The organism is Acinetobacter sp. FL, from assembly GCF_040744925.1.
Classification (GTDB): Bacteria; Pseudomonadota; Gammaproteobacteria; order Pseudomonadales; family Moraxellaceae; genus Acinetobacter; species Acinetobacter radioresistens.
On record NZ_CP160437.1, the window covers coordinates 2385316 to 2405962 of the forward strand.

The 20647-nt window shown below is 41.8% G+C and carries 16 protein-coding genes; 4 read left to right on the top strand and 12 right to left on the bottom strand.

Annotated features, from left to right (window positions below):
• Positions 1 to 24: 24 nt before the first annotated feature.
• The gene (locus tag ABZP31_RS11135) at positions 25 to 1641 is read right to left on the bottom strand and encodes an inorganic phosphate transporter (protein WP_005019044.1); all 1617 of its coding nucleotides are present in this window, start codon (positions 1639 to 1641) and stop codon (positions 25 to 27) included.
• 476 nt (positions 1642 to 2117) lie between these two features.
• Between ABZP31_RS11135 and metH the strand changes: the two genes are divergently transcribed.
• Positions 2118 to 5804 carry a methionine synthase gene (metH, locus tag ABZP31_RS11140; protein WP_034675811.1) on the top strand — a complete coding sequence of 1229 codons (3687 nt, stop codon included), beginning with the start codon at positions 2118 to 2120 and terminating at the stop codon, positions 5802 to 5804.
• Between the two features lie 185 nt (positions 5805 to 5989).
• Here metH and ABZP31_RS11145 read toward each other — a convergent pair whose 3' ends face one another.
• The 4 genes from ABZP31_RS11145 to ABZP31_RS11160 all read right to left on the bottom strand — a co-directional run bounded on the left by ABZP31_RS11145 (position 5990) and on the right by ABZP31_RS11160 (position 12241).
• Positions 5990 to 6175, bottom strand: a complete 186-nt coding sequence (locus ABZP31_RS11145) for a hypothetical protein (RefSeq protein WP_005019038.1) — start codon at positions 6173 to 6175, stop codon at positions 5990 to 5992.
• Positions 6172 to 7881 carry an FAD-dependent monooxygenase gene (locus ABZP31_RS11150; RefSeq protein ID WP_034675808.1) on the bottom strand — a complete coding sequence of 570 codons (1710 nt, stop codon included), beginning with the start codon at positions 7879 to 7881 and terminating at the stop codon, positions 6172 to 6174. The genes ABZP31_RS11145 and ABZP31_RS11150 overlap by 4 nt, the downstream gene beginning before the upstream one ends.
• Before the next feature lie 647 nt (positions 7882 to 8528).
• Positions 8529 to 9917 (bottom strand): MFS transporter, encoded by a 1389-nt coding sequence (locus tag ABZP31_RS11155; RefSeq protein WP_034675804.1) that lies wholly within the window; start codon positions 9915 to 9917, stop codon positions 8529 to 8531.
• Between the two features lie 47 nt (positions 9918 to 9964).
• Entirely contained in the window at positions 9965 to 12241 is a 2277-nt protein-coding gene (locus tag ABZP31_RS11160) for a cytochrome P450/oxidoreductase (protein WP_034675801.1), read from the bottom strand.
• Positions 12242 to 12400: 159 nt separating this feature from the next.
• Here ABZP31_RS11160 and ABZP31_RS11165 point away from each other — a divergent pair, with 159 nt between their 5' ends.
• Together ABZP31_RS11165 and ABZP31_RS11170 are read left to right on the top strand one after the other, a co-directional pair.
• Positions 12401 to 13042 carry a helix-turn-helix domain-containing protein gene (locus ABZP31_RS11165; RefSeq protein WP_017400806.1) on the top strand — a complete coding sequence of 214 codons (642 nt, stop codon included), beginning with the start codon at positions 12401 to 12403 and terminating at the stop codon, positions 13040 to 13042.
• A gap of 276 nt (positions 13043 to 13318) precedes the next feature.
• Entirely contained in the window at positions 13319 to 14587 is a 1269-nt protein-coding gene (locus ABZP31_RS11170) for an MFS transporter (protein ID WP_248135162.1), read from the top strand.
• 51 nt (positions 14588 to 14638) lie between these two features.
• On the opposite strand, the gene ABZP31_RS11175 is transcribed toward ABZP31_RS11170, so the two are convergent.
• Both ABZP31_RS11175 and ABZP31_RS11180 read right to left on the bottom strand, forming a co-directional pair.
• Entirely contained in the window at positions 14639 to 15136 is a 498-nt protein-coding gene (locus tag ABZP31_RS11175) for a DUF2505 family protein (protein ID WP_248135159.1), read from the bottom strand.
• Between the two features lie 144 nt (positions 15137 to 15280).
• Positions 15281 to 15568 (bottom strand): hypothetical protein, encoded by a 288-nt coding sequence (locus ABZP31_RS11180; RefSeq protein WP_138000826.1) that lies wholly within the window; start codon positions 15566 to 15568, stop codon positions 15281 to 15283.
• Between the two features lie 158 nt (positions 15569 to 15726).
• On the opposite strand from ABZP31_RS11180, the gene ABZP31_RS11185 reads away from it, so the two are divergent.
• The gene (locus ABZP31_RS11185) at positions 15727 to 16191 is read left to right on the top strand and encodes a copper resistance protein NlpE N-terminal domain-containing protein (protein WP_248135157.1); all 465 of its coding nucleotides are present in this window, start codon (positions 15727 to 15729) and stop codon (positions 16189 to 16191) included.
• A gap of 26 nt (positions 16192 to 16217) precedes the next feature.
• Here the strand turns inward: ABZP31_RS11185 and pnuC are convergent, their stop codons facing one another.
• From pnuC to ABZP31_RS11210, 5 genes are all read right to left on the bottom strand, one after another.
• Positions 16218 to 16790 carry a nicotinamide riboside transporter PnuC gene (pnuC, locus tag ABZP31_RS11190; RefSeq protein ID WP_005406732.1) on the bottom strand — a complete coding sequence of 191 codons (573 nt, stop codon included), beginning with the start codon at positions 16788 to 16790 and terminating at the stop codon, positions 16218 to 16220.
• Between the two features lie 125 nt (positions 16791 to 16915).
• Complete coding sequence (locus tag ABZP31_RS11195) at positions 16916 to 17257, bottom strand: FKBP-type peptidyl-prolyl cis-trans isomerase (protein WP_005019015.1); 342 nt, start codon at positions 17255 to 17257, stop codon at positions 16916 to 16918.
• Between the two features lie 123 nt (positions 17258 to 17380).
• On the bottom strand, positions 17381 to 18004 hold the full coding sequence (locus ABZP31_RS11200; RefSeq protein ID WP_101161213.1) for an MgtC/SapB family protein: 624 nt from the start codon (positions 18002 to 18004) through the stop codon (positions 17381 to 17383).
• A gap of 102 nt (positions 18005 to 18106) precedes the next feature.
• Positions 18107 to 18637, bottom strand: coding sequence for a YaeQ family protein (locus tag ABZP31_RS11205; RefSeq protein ID WP_248135154.1), 531 nt, complete (start codon positions 18635 to 18637; stop codon positions 18107 to 18109).
• Between the two features lie 93 nt (positions 18638 to 18730).
• Positions 18731 to 19753 (bottom strand): GTP-binding protein, encoded by a 1023-nt coding sequence (locus ABZP31_RS11210; RefSeq protein ID WP_248135151.1) that lies wholly within the window; start codon positions 19751 to 19753, stop codon positions 18731 to 18733.
• Positions 19754 to 20647: the final 894 nt, after the last annotated feature.

The window sequence follows — 20647 nt, forward strand, 5'->3', positions numbered from 1 at the left end:
AAGCTTTTTTAATGTCTATTTTAATTAAACAAATAACTTGAGAAACAGCCAATATAAACCGCCAGATAAGCAAATGGTTGCTGGCAGTGTAAATACCCATGCGGACAGAATGGTTTTGACAGTATTAAAGTTCAGGCCAGATTTATTGGCCACCATGGTACCTGCAACTGCACTATTTAAAACATGTGTAGTCGATACAGGCATACCCAGGCCATCTGCTGCAGCAATTGTAGACATAGCTACCAGCTCGGCAGACATCCCCTGACCATAAGTCATATGATGCTTACCAATACGCTCACCTACTGTCACGACAATTCGCTTCCAGCCCACCATAGTTCCAAGGCCCAGTGCCAGGGCTACCGCCACTTTGACCCAAGTCGGAATATATTGCAGGAATGAATCCAGATTATCGCGATATTCATCTACCAGTTTATTCTGAGCTTCAGGTAACGCAGGTAAGGCCTCTGCCTTATCTAGACGCTTAAATGTAGTGGTACTCAGGTACATGTCATTACGAATTTCGCTGACTACTGCTTCAGGCATGTCTCTTAAATTATCATAGGCTGCTACACGCTCACCCAGATGGTCAGTCAGGCTTGCCAATGCTGGCACTACTTCAGGACTAATTTCCTTGGTCTGGATATAACGGGTCAGTACAGTCCGTGCCTGCTCATCCGGGATATCCTGATAATTAGCATAAATAGCAGAAGCAGTTTGAGTAGATAGCTGTTCAAATGACTGTAAATGTGCCTGATCCAGATTTTTATTCAGAGAGTAAGCTAAAGGTACCAGACCAATCAGAATCAGCATGATTAGGCCCATGCCCTTTTGCCCATCATTTGATCCATGAGCAAAGCTAACACCGGTACAGGTAAAAATCAGGATGGCACGGATCAGTGGCGGAGGCGGCTTGTTTCCTTCTGGCGGCTGAAACAGTTCCATTTGTTTCTTAAAGATCTTTTTAACCAGCAGGAATAAGACCGCAGCAAATGCAAAACCAATTAGTGGTGAAAACAGTAAGGCCTTACCTACCTTGATGACCTGATCCATATCGATACCACTGGCACCAGTCGCGGCATTTAGAAGATGGTTCATGATACCCACCCCCAAAATTGAACCGATCAGGGTATGCGAACTTGAGGCAGGTATACCAAGAAACCAGGTACCGAGGTTCCAGATGATTGCGGCAATCAGTAAAGCAAATACCATCGCAAAACCGGCACCGCTACTGACATTCATAATCAGCTCAACCGGAAGCAGCGCAATAATACCGTACGCGACTGCCCCACTTGCTACCATTACCCCAAGAAAATTACAAAAGCCTGCCCACATCACAGCCACAGGTGCTGGCAAGGCATTGGTATAGATAACCGTCGCTACAGCATTAGCTGTATCATGAAAACCATTAACAAATTCAAAGCCTAATGCAATCAATAAAGCAGTGGCTAGCAGAATAATAGAATATAAACCAAGCGGCGGAACATGAGCCAGATCAGCATTTACCTGAAAGCCAATATAGATTAGCGTGGCAACAATTACCGTCAGGAACACCGGCATAAAAAACTTCGGTGTTGGCACGTGTACATTACTGGATGCCACGGGAAGTACTGGATCTGAATCGGGAGGAATATTCGAATTCATCTAGATGGTTTAAGAGGATAATAAAATCCCCTTATTCTTTATTTAAATTGTGACAATTATATGACAAAAGGGTGTCATATAAAGCCAATTTTCATCTAATTGAGCTTATTCAGGTCATCCTTAGAACCCATATCTTTGTACTCATTCTATTCCTACTATTTTTTATAGTTATAAATTCAATAACTTATATTTAAAATAATAAAAAAGAACAAGCTACGGGCTAATAAATTACTTTTATTGAATTATTACAGCTATAAGTCACCAATTGTTTGTTTCATGTTCAGTTAATGACTATGCTGCAAAGATATTGCAATTTCATGAAAAAAATACAGGACCAATCAGGTAAAAGTAGCCGGCTATATCAGGAATAGCCACAATCCTTATAGGAAATGCTTAACATGCAAAGGCATAACTATATAAGTTGAATCTGTTACAATAGCGCCCATTTTACAGTTATCCGCATTGGGGGTCTCTTCATGTCTACGCTTGCCACCCTAAAAGAGCTTCTTGCCAAACGCATCCTGATTATTGACGGTGCGATGGGAACCATGATCCAGCGTCATAGGCTTGAGGAAGCAGATTATCGTGGTGAACGTTTTGCAGACTGGGCCCATGATCTGAAGGGCAATAATGACCTGCTGGTATTGACTCAGCCACAAATTATTCAGGGCATACATGAAGCTTATCTGGATGCTGGTGCAGATATTATCGAGACCAACAGTTTCAACGGTACCCGCGTTTCCATGTCAGACTACCATATGGAAGATCTGGTACCAGAAATTAATCGTGAAGCTGCACGGCTGGCCAAAGCAGCTTGTGAAAAATATTCAACCCCTGATAAACCGCGCTTTGTGGCCGGTGTACTTGGCCCTACTTCACGTACTTGTTCTATATCACCGGATGTTAATAACCCGGCGTTTCGTAATATTACTTTTGATGCCCTAAAAGAAAATTATATAGAGGCGACTCATGCCCTCATTGAAGGCGGTGCAGATATTATTCTGATTGAAACCGTGTTCGATACCCTGAACTGTAAGGCAGCTATTTTTGCGGTAAAGGAAGTCTTTAAAGAATTAGGTTATGAATTACCCTTAATGATTTCCGGCACGATCACAGATGCTTCCGGACGTACGCTGACCGGACAAACTGCTGAAGCCTTCTGGAATTCGGTGCGCCACGGCGATCTGCTTTCAATCGGATTTAACTGTGCCTTGGGTGCAGATGCCATGCGCCCACATGTTAAAACAGTGGCTGATGTTGCTGATGTATTTGTTTCTGCCCATCCGAATGCCGGTTTGCCCAATGCTTTTGGCGGTTATGATGAAACACCGGAAGAAACTGCTGCATTTCTGAAAGAGTTTGCAGAAAGTGGCTTAATCAATATTACCGGTGGCTGCTGTGGTACGACTCCGGACCATATACGAGCTATTTATAATGCTGTAAAAGATATCGCTCCCCGCCAGATTCCCCAGATTAAACCAGCCTGCCGACTGAGTGGTCTGGAGCCGTTTAATATTTACGATGAATCACTATTTGTAAACGTAGGTGAACGAACCAACGTAACCGGTTCAAAGAAATTTGCACGGCTGATCCGTGAAGAGAATTATGCAGAAGCATTGGATGTTGCCCGTCAACAGGTCGAAGGCGGTGCACAGATCATCGATATCAATATGGACGAAGGGATGCTTGATTCGCAAAATGCGATGGTGACATTCCTGAACCTGATTGCTTCTGAGCCTGATATTTCCCGTGTACCGATCATGATTGACTCATCAAAATGGGAAATTATCGAGGCAGGACTGAAATGTGTACAAGGTAAAGCCGTAGTAAACTCAATCTCGCTGAAAGAAGGTTATGATGAGTTTGTAGAGAAAGCACGTTTATGCCGTCAGTATGGTGCGGCTGTCATTGTTATGGCTTTTGATGAAAAAGGTCAGGCCGATACGGTTGAGCGCAAGAAAGAAATCTGTAAACGATCTTATAATGTGCTGGTCAATGAAGTTGGCTTTCCTTCTGAAGATATTATTTTTGACCCGAATGTCTTTGCGGTAGCAACAGGTATTGAAGAACACAACAACTATGGTGTGGACTTTATTGAGGCTACAGGGTGGATCAAGCAAAACCTGCCAAATGCCATGATCTCGGGCGGTATTTCTAACGTTTCTTTCTCGTTCCGCGGTAATGAGCCGGTACGTGAAGCAATTCATGCGGTTTTTCTTTATTACGCCATCAAGCAGGGCTTGACCATGGGAATTGTAAATGCCGGGCAGCTGGCAATTTATGATGATATTCCGGCTGAGCTAAAAGACGCGGTTGAAGACGTAGTGATGAACCGCAATCAGGGAGAAAGCGGACAGGAAGCCACTGAAAAGTTACTGAGTATTGCTGAGAAATATCGTGGTCAGGGCGGAACCCAACGTGAAGCTGAAAATCTGGAATGGCGCAACGAACCGGTAGAAAAACGACTTGAGTATGCGCTAGTGAAAGGTATTACTGCCTTTATTAATGAAGATACTGAAGAAGCACGGCTAAAGTCTGCCCGTCCGCTGGATGTTATTGAAGGCCCGCTTATGGCCGGAATGAATGTCGTAGGCGACCTGTTTGGTTCAGGCAAGATGTTCTTGCCACAGGTTGTAAAATCGGCCCGGGTTATGAAACAGGCAGTAGCCTGGCTTAACCCGTATATTGAAGCTGAAAAAACTGCTGGTGAAGCCAAAGGAAAAATCCTGATGGCAACAGTCAAAGGTGACGTACATGATATTGGCAAGAATATTGTCGGTGTAGTACTTGGCTGTAACGGTTATGACATTGTAGATTTAGGCGTAATGGTGCCGGCAGAGAAAATTCTGCAAACTGCAATTGATGAAAAAGTTGATATTATCGGGCTATCCGGCCTGATTACGCCAAGTCTGGATGAAATGGTCTTTGTAGCTAAAGAGATGCAGCGTAAAGGCTTTAAAATTCCTTTAATGATTGGCGGGGCAACTACATCAAAAGCCCATACTGCTGTAAAAATTGATCCGCAATATTCAAATGATGCTGTCATTTATGTTGCCGATGCATCACGTGCGGTAGGTGTCGCCACCTCCCTGCTCTCGCCGGAAATGAAGCCTGCGTTTGTACAGGGTCACCGCGATGAATATGTTAAGGTACGCGAGCGCCTGGCGAACAAGCAGCCAAAAGCAGCCAAACTGTCTTATGCCGAGTCGGTTAAGCACGGTTTCAAGATCGCTCCGGACTACGTACCACCGCAACCAAATTTTATCGGTGTTCAAACCATTACCCAGTATCCGCTAGAAACACTGGTTGAGTATTTTGACTGGACTCCATTCTTTATTTCATGGAGCCTGGCAGGCAAATTCCCGAAAATTCTGGAAGATGAAGTAGTCGGTGAAGCAGCAACTGATTTATATCAGCAGGCACAGATTATGCTCAAAGATATTATTGAGAATAAACGTTTTGATGCCCGGGCCGTATTTGGTTTATACCCTGCTAAACGTACGGCTGCCGATACTGTCACGGTATACGATGAACAAGGTACTGCGACACATCATTTTGAGCATTTACGCCAGCAGTCTGACAAAGTTACCGGTAAGCCAAATTTATCTCTGGCAGATTTTATTGTCACCGAAGAGAACCAGACTCAGGACTATCTGGGAGGTTTTACAGTTTCAATTTTTGGTGCTGAAGAACTTGCCAATGAATATAAAGCTAAAGGTGATGACTATAGTGCTATTCTGGTTCAGTCTTTGGGTGACCGTTTTGCCGAAGCTTTTGCCGAGCACCTGCATGAACGTATCCGTAAAGAGTTCTGGGGCTATCAGGCCAGTGAACAGCTAAGCAATGAGGAACTGATTAAAGAGAAATATATCGGTATTCGTCCGGCACCGGGTTACCCGGCCTGCCCTGAGCATTCTGAAAAAGCGGTTCTATTCGACTGGCTGGGTTCTACTGACAAGATTGGTACACAGCTCACTTCCAGCTTTGCAATGTGGCCCCCTTCATCGGTGAGCGGCTTCTATTATGCTCATCCCGAATCTCAGTATTTCAATGTTGGCAAGATTTCTCTGGATCAGTTAGAAGATTATGCAAAACGTAAAGGCTGGACGCTGGATGAGGCCAAACGCTGGCTAGCACCAAATCTGGATGATTCAATTGTCTAAGTAAATATCCGGTTTAAAAAATCCCCTCTATTGAGGGGATTTTTATTTTAAACTCTTTTCTTGTACTAGCTTGCTTTAAACTTTACCAGCAGAGTTATATCATTCAAAATTAAAAATATTTTCAATACGAAATACAAGTACTTTTCATTTTTTTTCGTATTTTAAAATACTTATAGAGTCAGATATTAATCTTCAAATACTTTTGCCTGGTTAATCAGTCTTAAAAATATAGTGCTGTCTTGAATCTGGTTTGCACTGAGTAAAGCCAGCTTGACCAGAAACAGCTCACGTTTTTCTGCATCCAGATGATCAATACTTTCTGCCAGATGGTCATATACCTGTTCTAGGTCTTCAATCCGAATATTACTCATGCTGCTACTCCTTTTGTTAGCTGACAAAACTGCTCAAAAGTTTGGGTAATGGCAGAGTTCCTATAATGCAGCCAGCGGCCATGAATATGATGATCAGGGCGTATCAGGTAAATTGAACCACTTTGTGCAAAAAAATGTTCTGCTGCAAGTTCTGCAGTGATCTTTAAAGTCATCTCTGCGTTATGTACTGTCTGGCCATCCAGCGCAAGTGCAATAATCTGCACAGGAATAGCACAGGCTTGTAATGCTTTAATTTCAGTATAAAGACCGGCAGGAAGTTCGCCCTGCTCTGTGAAAACCAGAACGTTGAACTTACCATCGATCCGGTCATACAAAAATGAACCATCTACAGTTTTAACATTAGGAATCAAGGCACCATTTTCAGTCATTTCCTTCATGCTGGCATTGTCATCATTTTGACTGTTCAAAGGTGAATAGCTATAGGCATGTGGCCGTGATGTACGCCAATGATAGAGTGGACGTACAAGTTCGTGTTCTAGCGATAAAGACAGTACTGCGTTACGTAGCAAGCGGTAGCCTTGGGTGGGTGGTGCCATAAAGCGGGTAGATTTCCCGGCCTCAGCAATAATCTCCCGCACTGCTCCAACCCGGTCGAAGGTATAACTTTCTAAAAGCTCGCGGGATGCCCAGCCTTGAATTACACCGGCCAGTTTCCATGACAGATCTTTGGCATCCTGAAAGCCGGTATTGGCACCGCGCACGCCAAAAATTGGTAACAGATGCGCAGCATCACCAACAAATATAATGCGGTTATGCACATAATTGTCGAGTGTTAACGCACGTGCCGAATAGACTGTACTCCAGTCCATTTCCCACTGTAAATGTTCCTGTCCAATCATTTTGAGCTGGTCATTGACAGCCTTGCTCAGATTTTCCGGTTTGAGTGCTTCTTCCGGACTGATACTTGGATCAAGCTGATAGTCAAAACGCCAGATATGATCTGGTTCGCGGTGCATGAGAATGGTATTGCCCGGGTTCCAGTCCGGTGAGAAAAAGGCCAAACGTTCGGTCGGATAGTCCAGCTTGATACGAATATCCGCAATAACAAAGCGGCCTTCATAGCTGGCGCCTTGCATCCGCAGCTTCATCTGTTCGCGTAATGCAGAGCGTCCTCCATCTGCTGCAACCACCCAGCTACTTTCATGCTGATATTCACCTTCTGGAGTATGGATGGTTAAAGTGACTGTTTCATCATTCTGTTCATGTGCAATGACCTTATTACCCCAGCGAATCTCAATATTATCCTGCTCATGTATGGTCTCAAGCAAGTAACTTTCCAGCCAGTTCTGCTGCAGATTATTTAATGGTGCGAACTGATCATGTGAGCCAGATGGTGAAGCCATTCGAAAAACCACCTGTCCTTTATAAATAGAGTTGCCATGTGTCCACGGTAGGGCTTTTTGCATGATACGTTGGGCAGCGCCAGCAGACTGTAAGATTTCCATAGAGCGCCTGGTGTATACCAGTGCCCGGCTACCTTCAGATAACTGCTGTTCAGCAGACAGTAGAACGACCTGTATACCTTGTCTGGCTAGCAGTAATGCTGTTGCCATACCAATTGGTCCTGCTCCTACAATAGTTACTGTACCTGTTTGGGCAACAGTCTTTTGCGGACTATGAAAGTAGGGATAAACCTGATAAGGATAATAGAGTGACTTTCTTGGCTGCGTTTCGGGAAAATGCATATTTGAACTCCTTGTCATGTTTTTTAACGCAGCATTGCTCAAACTGCGTGCTTTCTTCTATTTCTTCTAATAGTTTCTGCTTTTTCTTTCTATAGCATTTTTATGAGATTTATAGCATCTTCAAGAGTCCAATAAATTACGATAAACATAATTAAATTACTTTTACCGTAAAATATAATTTTTAGTATGCTAAGTTTTAGAGTAAAAATCAAGCATTTTAAAAGTCAATCAGGCCTACTACTAAAATCTATAAAAATATATATTTATCAAAAAATTAATATAATATTTTTTTTAAATTTAAACAATCACAATCTGTTTTTATTGGTTGATTTTTCATTTATATAAAGGAGCAAATATTATAAGTATCATTCGATGACCGATATAAATAAATAAGTCTTTCAGGTCACATGATTTCCCATAAAACATAGCTAAGATTCAGATTCCTTGCTCATTCTCCCGTTAATTTTATATTGAACTGACCCCCTCATTTTAATTTCCAAAAATAATATGGCATTTTTAGAACTGAACAATCCGGTTTATCAGACAGTAAAATTGACCAGGCATAGAGTAGACATCTAGTACAAAAATTTATGATTTAGATCAATAAAATATAAAAAGCCTCCCATAGGAGGCTAGATAGCTTGCTATTATTTATGCCAGATAAATGGCGACTGATTCTGTTCTGTCTCATGATCTGCACCTAGTGGCATGCCGGTACGGTCCTTGAGTAAACAGATGGCTATAAGGGCAAAACTCGCCATCATCATTAAGTAAACAGTTACCAATGTGGTCGAATTTGAAACACTGATGAGCCAGGCTGCAATCAGGGGTGCGAATGCGCCGCCGATGATAGAACCAAGTGCATAAGTAATTGAGATTCCCGAAAAACGAATCGAGGCAGGGAATAATTCGGTATAAACAATTGCATTGATACCATGGGTAAAGCCAACACCCATTGACAGCAAAAACAGGGCAATAGCAATACCAGAGTAGGTTGCTGTATCGACCAGAGGGAATACTACAAAAGCCGCACCCAGCTGTAGTAATGCCCCTAGAATATACATTTTCTTACGCCCAAATCGGTCAGACAGGCTGGCAGAAATCCAAGTAAATGCAGCCCACACAATCGCAGATAACGTTACGAGCGTTAAAATAGTCGAGCGTTCCAGTGCAATCGGTCCGGCCGGGTTCGTTGTATAATTCTGGATGAAGCCCCCAGTCGTCATGTAACCCAGTGCCGTTGTTCCAGCACATAGTAGTGCCGCAAGCAGTACTGAAAGCTTATGATGCTTAAATAGGGTTTTAATCGGATGCGGATTGGCAGACTTACGCTGCTTGATTTCTTCAAATACTGGACTTTCACCAATAGAACGACGTATCCAGTGGCCAATCAGCAGTAGCAACAAGCTAAGCAGAAATGGAATGCGCCAGCCCCACTCAACAAAGGCATCCCCTGGTGAGACCCAAGCTGTCATAATCACTAATACCAGAGAAGCCAGCAATAGCCCGAATGGAATACCTAGCTGCGGAAATGAACCAAAACGCCCGCGCTTGTTTTCTGATGCATGCTCAACAGCCATCAATACCGCTCCGCCCCATTCTCCACCAGCTGAAATTCCTTGTAGAATCCGTAAGATGATCAGGATAATAGGAGCTGCAATACCGATTGAGGCATAGGTAGGAAGCAGACCGATCAATGCTGTAGCGCCACCCATCAATATAAGGGTAATTACCAGCATGGCACGACGCCCGAGTTTATCCCCATAATGGCCGGCAATAAATGCACCTAAAGGACGAAATAAAAAGCTGATTCCAATAGAGGCAAATACCAGCAAATTGGCAACCACTGGTCCGGCAGGTGCAAAGAATAGCTGGTTAAAGACCAGGCCTGCCACTGCTGCATAAATAAAATAGTCATACCACTCGATTGTGGTTCCAATAATAGTGGCATAGGCAACTTTTTTGTCAGCCTGTGTATGAACCTGTTGAGGTATAGCACTGACATCCGTCAGCGCTACAGATTTAATCTGATCCATTTTAGTTTTCCTTTTATCATTTTCCCTGGATTTGTTGTTATTACCATTTAAAGCTTGAGTTTGAGTTTTCCTTTTCCTCGTGAACAGCAACTGATTACCGATTTCATTCCGTCACGCTCGGCTCGGGTCAACACCTTGTCGCGATGATCAATTTCACCTTCTTCAACCGGAAGCTGACAGCTTCCACATAAACCCTCGGTACAGTCAAAGCTGACATCAATTCCTTTGTCCAGCAAACAGTCCAATAAGGTCTGGTCCCGGGCTACTGTCAGTGTTAAACCGCTATCCAGCAGTTCAACCTCAAAGTCGGTATCATTTTCATATAAAAAGTGGTTCTTCCCTGAACCAAAATGCTCGACCGTGAGCTGAACCTGTGAAAAGTCTTCGGTATAGTTGGTCAAGGTATCAAGTAATGCTTCCGGACCACAGGCGCAAACCTGTGTACCGGCAGGCAGCGCTGACAAGAGCTGTTGCAGGTCTATCCGTTTACCTTCAGAAGAAATATAGAGTTCGGCAGCACTACCATGTGCAACAACTTCCTTAAGTAATGCCATACTAGCCCGCTGGCGTGAAAGATAAATTAGTCGATAAGGGCGCCCCTGTTCACGTAAGCTGTTGGCCATGCTCAGAATAGGAGTAATACCTATCCCCCCTGCGATCAGCACATACTGGCTCGCCTGTAAATTTAATTTAAAAAAGTTTTTAGGTCCCTTAATGTAGATCTGTTCTCCTGCTTTTAAATACTGATGAATCCATTGTGAACCACCCCGGCTTTCCGGCTCTCTCTTTACAGCAATCGTATAAAATTGATCAGTCGCTAAACCGCATAGAGAGTACTTACGGCTCAGGCCATTAGGCAATACCAGTTCAATATGTGAACCGGCACTCCAGCGTGGTAATTCTTCACCGTGTATAGCAGCCAGCTCAATACGTATAATATCTTCTGCTTCAGGATAAACTGCCTGGACACGTACCGGGCGGGTCATGGCCTTGAGATCAGGCGCTCCAATAGGAAAACTGGTAATTTGTCTGGCAGTTTGTTCTGGCTGGGCATGCCACTCAGCCCACAAGGCCTCTGGTCCTCTGAACGAGGTATTGGCCAGATAGGTAAATTCCTGCTCGCAGAGTTTCAGGTCTGGTATACGGCGTGACAGTTCTTCAATGAAAATACACATTTCCATACGGCCGATATTCTTACCCATACACTGGTGTGCACCATAACCGAATGTCAGATGCTCAATAGCATTATCACGATAAATATCCAGCTCATCGGCATTTTCAAAATGCAGTTCATCATGGTTAGCAGAAGCCGACACCAAAAACAATTTATCGCCTTTCTTAAACTTGACTCCACTGACTTCACTCTCGGTAGTGACCTGTCTGCGCCAAGCCACTACAGAACCTGAATGCCGTAAACACTCCTCGACTGCACCCGGAATCAGCTGCGGGTTATCACAGATTTTTTTCCACACTTTCCGGTCAGCTAAAAGTAGTTTTAATGCATTGGCAGAGGCTAGTGCGGTAGTTTCATGGGCGGCAACCATAATAGCCATCATCATTGAATGCAGATAATTGTCTGTCACTACCTCTGGCATTACACGATTTTTAGCAATCATGTCATACATCCAGCCTTTACCTTCTGGATTATGTTTCATTTTCTCCAGCACACGGCCAGAGTACTCCCAGAATTGTCCTACTCCCTCGGCAACTTCCAACTGCTGTTCTAATGTTGGTCTTCCCCAGGTATTAACGGTATGAGCAACCGCAAATTTACGTAGTTCCTGCATGTCATCTTCAGGTACACCCAAAAAGTGTAACGCTACCATTAAGGGTATTTCCCAGAGCATTTCCTGTACCAGATCTGCCCGTCCCTTATAAATAAATCCGTCGACTTTCTTCCTGACCAGTTCTCTGACGAAATATTGATGCTCTTCAAGATTCTGTGGTGTAAAAGCATCCATTAAGGCACGACGCCGTTCCATGTGAACCGGTTCATCTTCATTTACCAGTGTACGATTCATACCATAATTATATTTTTCGAGAATTTTTAATGCTTCAGGGCAAGAAGGCGTCAGTTTCTCGAGTGCATTACAGGCAGAAAAGGTAATAGGATCACGAAAAATTGCTTTGACATCTTCATAACGGGTCACAATCCAGTAACCCATCGCTTCAGAGAAAAAAATCGGGAGCTGTGCACGAAACTCCTTCAGAGCCAATGCAGGGTCTTGCTGATATGGCACTGCAAACATGTCAAAGTTTTTACCCTTCTGTTGTAACTCGGCATGAAAAGGGCATTGCCCATGCATAGGTACTTTTACGTTCATCCTGAACTTCCTGTTCTATTATCGTACATTATGTTCTAATATAGTAAAAGAATAAATAATGAGCAGACATGTTGTCAATTGGCTAAAATGTCTTTTTGCAATTGTTTACTATTTAAGACAGACCCAAATCCGGGTTGACCAAGCGGAGTAGAAAAAGAATTGGAGACCTTACAGACGCTGGAACGGGGCATTCATGCATTAGAACTGATTGCCAGACATCAAGGCCAGTTGACCGTAGCGCAGCTGGCTGAACTATTAGAGATTAACCGGACTATTGCCTACCGTATTACCCGGACCTTAACTCATTTAGGTTATATTAAAACCAATGAAAATCTGGGGCTGGAGCTCAGCAGCAAGATTCAGGATTTATATCACTGCTATGAAATGACGATTCCATCTAATAGCCAGCAGATTCTGAATAGTCTGTCTAATCGGACTCAAGCCAGCGCATCGCTAGTAATTGCTGAAGGATCAGACTGTGTAGTAGTTAAAACTGCATCGACTGGTTCCTCTTATTTACGTATTAATTATCAGCTGGGTTCACGGCATCCGATTGGTACAGCTGCAGCTGGTATTGCAATTGCTACAACCTATCCGCCTCAACCGGAGGAGAAAGGAGAAATCAAGCTAGCCCGCCAGCTTGGTTATGGTTATTCTGAAGGTCGGCTGCAATCTGGAGCCGTAGGCCTGTTTATGCCAATTCCAGAGCGGCATATGGCTATTGGAATTGTCAGTATTGGAGAAGTTAATAAAGAAGCCGTTTTAGAGGCCTTAAATGATGCGGTACGGGCTTTAAACTAAGCCCCCCTGTTCAAGCATAGTATTATCTTTATTTATTTTACCCAGAAGCTGGCTTAAAGAATATTTTAATAATTTTCGTTAGCAGGCTAAAGTTAAAAATAAAGATGCTATGCTCACAGTGTTCGACTTAATAGAAAAGTAAACTAAAATTACTCTTGGCCCATGGAGCTGGCATATAAAATTTTGTTAACTATGCTTTAAAAAAGATTGATTAATCATCTAATTAACATTTTATTACAATCAGTTAAATTTAATATATTTTATGGAATTCAATGCATGGAAGCACATTCAGGTTTAAGTGCGCAGGATAAACGTACCCTTAGATTATCATCCTTGGGGGGCGCACTCGAATTTTATGATTTTGTCATTTATGTTTTTTACGCCAAAATTATTTCAGAGCTATTCTTTCCAATTGGTCTGAGTCCTTTTTGGGCTATGCTGAATACTTATGGAATTTTTGCAGCCGGTTATTTTTTCAGGCCCTTAGGGGGCGTAGTTATGGCTCATTTTGGCGATCTGGTAGGACGCAAACGTCTCTTTAGTTTATCTATCTTGCTGATGGCATTGCCGACTTTAGTCATTGGCCTGATGCCTACTTTTGAAAGTATTGGCTATGCTGCCCCTTTATTATTACTTCTAATGCGGGTAGTACAAGGTATTGCAATTGGTGGAGAAATACCGGCTGCCTGGACTTTTGTATCAGAACATGTGCCCGAGAAAAAGATTGGCTTTGCTAATGGCCTGTTAACCGCCGGACTTTCACTGGGAATTCTACTTGGTGCCCTGATGTCACTATTTATTTCCCTTAAATTTAGTGAAACGCAGATTCATGACTGGGCATGGCGCATTCCATTTATTATTGGTGGTGTATTTGGACTGGTTGCTTTATATCTGCGATCTTACTTGAAAGAGACACCCATTTTTAAAGCCATGCAGGCACGTAAAGAACTGTCTAAAGAGTTACCGGTCAAGCAGGTACTCGCTCGCCACAAGACAGCAGTTGTTATTGGCATGATGTTTACCTGGTTTTTAACTGGTTGTGTAGTGGTACTGATTTTAGCAATGCCTAACTTGCTTACCGGCGCTTTCGGTATTGAACGCTCAGATGCCTTTACCATGCAAAGTGCTGCTATTGTTATGCAGATGGCAGGCTGTATTCTGGCGGGACTTTTGGCTGACCGTTTTGGTGCCGGGAAAGTTATTCTGATCGGTTCATTCTGCGTCGCTGCGATTGCAGGAATTTTTTATACCAGTCTGGGTCATGTGTCACAGTCAACCATTTTTATATTGTATATGCTGCTCGGGCTGTTCTCAGGTACGGTCGGTATGGTGTCTTACAGCATGGTCAGGATGTTCCCCGCCCCGATTCGTTTTTCGGGAATTTCATTTTCTTATAATGTCGCTTATGCAATTGCGGGTGGTCTGACTCTGCCACTGGTACAGTGGCTGAGCCTCTACAGTAAAATTGGTGCAATGTACTATATTTGGGTGGTATGTCTGGTGGCATTTTTTACTGCCATAATTTACAGATCAAAATTTGAATAAGTCTGTTGTCCCTCATTCTTTTTAAGTTAAATGAATGAGGGGCAAGCATTTCTAGGCCTGCAAGTTTTTTCTGAGCTCATCTTCTACAATTTCTATTTCGATATCGCTAAACTTGCGGATTTCACCTTCAGCATGTTTCTCCAGCATTCCACCGATTAATGGCACTTTTACCTTGACCTGCCAGTCCAGTTTTATATGAATCTGCTGGTCATCACCAGTTACACTACGGTCACAACTTGCCTCCAGTGGCAGGTTGGCGCCAAGTGCCACTGTCGAGGTTAGTGCTTCAAGATTGGTAATATCTGTACGTCTCAGACGAAAAGCATCTTTTAATAATTTTTTGGCAATGTCAGGAATATTGACATCTAGATTATAAGCACGTTTGAGTGTATAAACCCCCTGATCAATCCTGGATTCCAGAATTTCCAGCTTATCCCCCGGAATACGTTTACAGACTTTTTCATGCAGTGAAGTATCGGCACTCAGCCGTTTAAAATCACTCAGAGAAACACCTGGAATAGTGGCATGAACAGTAAAACGATGTGCCATAATTTAATCCTTTCTTTTTTATTGTAGACTCTGTCGCAAAGTGATCCATTCAAATTGCGCTGTTAAACCCTTTTGATTATTAAACAGGGTTAAAACATTATAATAGTTCGATTAAATCCTGATTTTTCAGATCTGTCATTGACTTTAATAATACTGATCTTTCCGAATGATGCCAGAACATACTGTATTTTGCCCGGTACAGGTCATATTTAAAATATATTGCCGATATTCAATTACGGCATAAAATTCTTCGGCTCCATCGTCAAGCCCGCTTGCAAACCAGACCGTACCTTTAGGAAACTCTGCCAGCCATACTGCCTTGTAAAAATCAGAAATTGAATCAAATCGCAGATAACGCTCAGGCTCAGTCATGATTCTCTCTGCAACCCGAAAAAATTGCTGTTCCTGAGTTTGAATAAAATCAATTAGCATGTTACTTCTACTTACGACATTAAATGAGTCTGGTACTCATTATATAAACCTTCTTTAAGCTAGACTGCATAATTGTGCTGTTAAAATGATTTAACAGGTGAAGTTTAAAAAGAATTTATGTAACATTATAACAATTTAATACTTCTTTCCGGTAAGCCATGAAAAAAGCACTTCTGACCTCTTTTGTTGCAGCAAGTATTTCTTTTGGCTGTTCCAACCAGACGACTGAACCTGAACAGAAGACCTCTGCGGTTAAAACCGACCAAGGCCAGACAAGCGATCCCAAACTGCAAGCCTGGGTTGGGAAATATGAAGGAATAATCCCCTGCGCTACTTGTATTTCACGTTGTGAAAGCTGTGACAGTATGGGCGTAGACCTTGAACTGCATCCTGATATGAGTTTTAAACTGGTGCGCACCAGCTATAGCACTCAAAGTGCTGCCGAGGTCTACACCGGACATTTTGAATTTTTAGATGGTGATAAACTTAAAATTCAGCTAAATGAAGTAAAAGACCGTAATATTCTGGTATTGGGGGCAGATTATACCGAAATTATAGATACTAAATCCGGCCAGCCCTATGCAGCTTATCCAGATTTTCAGCTGGAAAAGATTAGCAGCTAGACAAGAGTTTAACAGTCAAACAGTACTTAGCTGGCTTGTAGCTGTTTTTGTTCAATCTGTTTCCATTGCCACCAGCCAAATAAAGCCAGCCCGACAAATCCTGCATATAAACCTGCTGTCAGCAGCAAATCTTTATAGATAAACATTCCAACATAAATAATATCAATCCATACCCAGAGCATCCAGGTAGCAATATATCTACGACTGGTCCAGTATGTAGCAAGCAAACTAAAGGCAGCCAGCTGCGCATCTAGCAATGGAACAGCAGCATCTGTCCAGTATTTTAAAGTCAGTCCGAGTAGCAGCCCTAAAACTGCTGAGAGTAAGAGCTGTAATATTACCAGCTGCCTGGCAATAGAAATGATCTTGATTTCATGACTCTGCTGATGATCTGTCCACCAATGGTACAAACCATAAAAATTCATAATTATAAATATTCCCTGTAAAAGGGTTTCTCCGTACAGTTTAAATTCAAAAAATAGGTAAGCATATAAGGCACATGCCACAATATTAAAGCCCCAACACAGTATATTTCGCTGAATGGTAAGAGCTACTCCCATCACACTCATCAGAACAGCAAAGATTTCTAAGGGGGTCATGGTATTTTTCCTATAGGAAAAGGACTATTTTTATTTAACACGGTAAAATCCGCAAATCATCTGTTTAAGCACAACCAAATAAAAAGCCCGCTACCGGGCTTTTTAAAAGCTCTTAAAGACCGCAGTTATTCATCACGGGTTTTCACATCAAATAATTCAATTTCGAATATCAGGTTCGAATTAGCCGGAATAATTTTGCCCATTTTTCGCTCTCCATAGGCTAAATGTGCGGGAACCAGCAATTTACGTTTTCCACCTACCTTCATACCCATAATACCTTGGTCCCAGCCTTTAATGACCCGGCCCGTACCAATCACACATTCAAAGTAATTACCACGATCAATTGATGAGTCAAATTTTGTTCCGTCTTCCAGCCAGCCAGTATAATGGGTGGTAATCAGTGCGCCTTTTACTGCTTCCTTACCAGAGCCCACTTTCAAATCTATAATTTCCAGTTCATTGGACATTTAATACACTCTAAATCGTCATATTGCATTTATTATAACTGAAACTTGGTCAGTCTTTTTCCGAGTTCATGCTTTTTGAAGACAAGTTGGAATTCAGAATATTTTGAAAGGCTAGAATTTTATCTAGAAACTTAAACGTTTAATTCGCGGGTCCTGACTCAGTTCTTCAACCAATAAATCATGTCGCTGGCGTTTACCACTTATATTCCAGTGCAAAATAATTTCATCGGACTTTAGAACCTGCAATACATGCTTGGCCTTCAAGCCATACTGCTTAAAGAGTTGCTCATAATAATGTGATAATCCCTGCTCATAATGACAAATCATTTTATAGTCACGGATTAAATTGAATTCTTCTACCATTTTTTCAAGGTAGGTTAACAGGCTTAAGATCAATAGTACCAGTATGGTGCCATACAGGCCTAAAGCAATATAGCCTGCGCCAATTGCCATGCCTAAAGCCGCGACCATCCAGATAGTGGTCGCGGTAGTAATACCAGAAATGCGGTTTTCATCTTTAAAAATAACGCCAGCACAGAGAAAACCCAGTCCAGTCAAAATATTTGCAGCAATACGGTCATCACTAACCTCCCCAATTTGCCGAGACAATATGGTAAATAGACAGGAAGCCATACTGACCATAATCATGGTACGTAGGCCGGCGGTCTTATTTTTATATTCCCGTTCCAGCCCGATGACTGCGCCTATTGCTGCGGCACATAACAAATAATAGAGTTCACTGTCCATAGCGCGAAGAATCTTGCTTTTATATTAAACATGATCTAAACAACAGGTCCTGAATGAGGCAAGTCTTTTTAATAAATTTTCATCATGAATAAAACACTTCTATTACTTGAGTTGTTGCCACTCAATTACAGCTTGTGCATGGTTACCAATTAAGGTCCATTCACCATCCATTACATTGAGCTGTAGTTGCATGGTTCGTTCACACAAGGCTTGTAACGCCTCAGTAGATGCCTCAGAAATCTGCCATACTTCGACATTATCCAAAGTTTTTATCTTGCTGTTCTTTTTCCACCAGTCCGACACCTGGCTGCCATAGGCTATAATGGCGACCTGCTTGCAGCGTGAACTGGCTTTTTTAACTTTATCTTCATCCGGACAGCCTACCTCAATCCATTTTTCCAATTGCCCCGTTAAGTCCTTTTGCCACAAGGCTGGCTCAGTGGTCTCAAACAGGTCTTTGGTAAACTCAAGCTGCTCATCAGCAAAACGAGCAAAAGCAGCAATACGTACCATCAAGCGTTCAATGGTTTCAGATGGATGCAAAGCCAGAGTCAGCTGATGGTCACTGTACTGGTGTGTATCCATATTGGCAATATTCAGGTCTGCCTTATATATTGTTGCTTTTAACGCCATAACGGTATCTTCATCATAAAAGTATAAATGGCGCCAAGCATAGCAAAAAAATAGGTCTATTTATTTTAAGTAATGGCCATCTCAAGGAAAATTTTAAATCTGGCTATTTTCCTCGGCTATATTTAACTGTGCAGCCAAAAGGCTCATCTCAAAATTTTCCCAATTACGATTTTCAGCTGTAATTATCTCTATCCGGTTATCTATCCCTTCTTCACCTGACTTGTAATTCAGCTGTTGCGGATTGAAGTTAAAATAGATCCAGCCCTGATCAGTATTAAAGATCCCTTTGATTCTCAGCCAGTTTTCGGTTGTACAAAACAGATCCAGCAAAGCATAAAAATCAAATTGCCAGCGCTTAGGTAATTTCCAGCCCGCTACACTATAACCTTGTGCAGTTTCTACATAATGATAAGGTAACTTTTTAATTGGTTCTTCACTCAGCAGTGCTGTTTGTAAACGCTGTACTTTAAGCAAAGGCTGTAACTTGCGCTGTATACCCTGATACAGCAAATCAATTTCTGCCAGATCAAGCTGCCCCTGTTCGGCCATTATCCAGTCTTGGCCATAGGCCGCATATTCCTTTTTGAGCTGTTCTAAAGCCTCCCCATCAGCAAAACTCATCAGATCACCATGTGAAACCACTATGATTTGTGCGGCTTTAAGCTGATCCTGATAAAGGTTTTGGCTTACCCACTCCTGTTCGTGTAAACGTGAACCATCCAGCACTGTCACCAGAGCACGAACGGTAAGCGTCTGTTGCCAATGAGGCTCAGTAAGCTGTTCGAGTAACTGGGCCGGATGTCCAAGCCCAGTAGGTTCAATAAATAGCCGGTCTGGCTTGGTTTCAGATAACAGTCTTGAAAGAGCAATCTGCATAGGAAGCTGGCTGCTACAGCATAAACACCCTCCCAGCAGCTCCTTTATTGCGTACCCCTGCTGCTGAGGTAACAGTTGTTGGTCAACTCCGATCTGACCAAATTCGTTCATTAAAATAGCCCAGGTTTCATGCTTTGGTTTCTGCCTCAACAGATGTTGTAACAGTGTGGTTTTTCCTGCACCTAGAAAACCGGAAATAATGTGGGTTGGTATTGCGGCTGGTGTCTGAATCAACTTCACGAAAATTACTCTGCTTAATGAAAATAGTAGACAAGGGATCTCAATTTTATACTGGTGACCTATTCATACCATAGGTTCAGTTTTTACTTGGACTTGCATTGAAATCTGAACATAAACAAATTATTCAGGCTTAATCTTACTCTTATAAAGCTTGCGAAATCTTTTTAATTTAAGTTTTTACTTTTTAACTGCTCTCCGCCATGTATCTATTCAAATAATCCTCTTTCAAATTTATTTTTCTTTACTATATACAGATGGAAAAATAATTTTCAAAAACACCGTACTACTGTTTTAAAATTCTGAACCATTCTATAGCTGTGTTTTGTTGACCAGATTTATGTGATTTTAAGAGTTTTAGGCTCATATTAAATATAAATGATGAACATAATAATTTTTATTTGCTTACATTTAAGATCAATTTTTAATCAATTTAATTTAAATATAGTTTATTTTCTCAAGATACAAGATTTTTACTGGATTTTTATAATAATTTTTAGAAAAATAAAGAAAGAACCTTAAATTAAGCAAATTATTGAATTGTTTAATAAATTTAATTTCTATGATTGTTAAATTTTATTGATTTATAAAAAATATAAGAAATAACCAATCATTGCTATAAAAATATATCACCTCTATTGTGTATTTAGGTTAATTTATTGATCAAATATTAATCTAATTTACATGATTTTATACATTTTAGTATGATTTATCATTTAATTTTTTACATTAAACTTACATTAAATCCTTAATTGTGTTTTGAGTGTAACCGTAAAGTTACGCTTTGTATGAATTATTGCAGGCTCAGAAAAGGGAACATAGCATGACATCCAACCCAGAAGTCCTGAACATATACACTGTTGAGGGATATGTACTGGGTTCTTTATTGTTTACAAA

Coding starts and splice junctions, on each gene's coding strand:
- ABZP31_RS11135 (WP_005019044.1), bottom strand. CDS start 1,641: ATGAATTCGAATATTCCTCCCGATTCAGATCCAGTACTTCCCGTGGCA.
- metH (WP_034675811.1), top strand. CDS start 2,118: ATGTCTACGCTTGCCACCCTAAAAGAGCTTCTTGCCAAACGCATCCTG.
- ABZP31_RS11145 (WP_005019038.1), bottom strand. CDS start 6,175: ATGAGTAATATTCGGATTGAAGACCTAGAACAGGTATATGACCATCTG.
- ABZP31_RS11150 (WP_034675808.1), bottom strand. CDS start 7,881: ATGCATTTTCCCGAAACGCAGCCAAGAAAGTCACTCTATTATCCTTAT.
- ABZP31_RS11155 (WP_034675804.1), bottom strand. CDS start 9,917: ATGGATCAGATTAAATCTGTAGCGCTGACGGATGTCAGTGCTATACCT.
- ABZP31_RS11160 (WP_034675801.1), bottom strand. CDS start 12,241: ATGAACGTAAAAGTACCTATGCATGGGCAATGCCCTTTTCATGCCGAG.
- ABZP31_RS11170 (WP_248135162.1), top strand. CDS start 13,319: ATGGAAGCACATTCAGGTTTAAGTGCGCAGGATAAACGTACCCTTAGA.
- ABZP31_RS11175 (WP_248135159.1), bottom strand. CDS start 15,136: ATGGCACATCGTTTTACTGTTCATGCCACTATTCCAGGTGTTTCTCTG.
- ABZP31_RS11180 (WP_138000826.1), bottom strand. CDS start 15,568: ATGCTAATTGATTTTATTCAAACTCAGGAACAGCAATTTTTTCGGGTT.
- ABZP31_RS11185 (WP_248135157.1), top strand. CDS start 15,727: ATGAAAAAAGCACTTCTGACCTCTTTTGTTGCAGCAAGTATTTCTTTT.
- pnuC (WP_005406732.1), bottom strand. CDS start 16,790: ATGACCCCCTTAGAAATCTTTGCTGTTCTGATGAGTGTGATGGGAGTA.
- ABZP31_RS11195 (WP_005019015.1), bottom strand. CDS start 17,257: ATGTCCAATGAACTGGAAATTATAGATTTGAAAGTGGGCTCTGGTAAG.
- ABZP31_RS11200 (WP_101161213.1), bottom strand. CDS start 18,004: ATGGACAGTGAACTCTATTATTTGTTATGTGCCGCAGCAATAGGCGCA.
- ABZP31_RS11205 (WP_248135154.1), bottom strand. CDS start 18,637: ATGGCGTTAAAAGCAACAATATATAAGGCAGACCTGAATATTGCCAAT.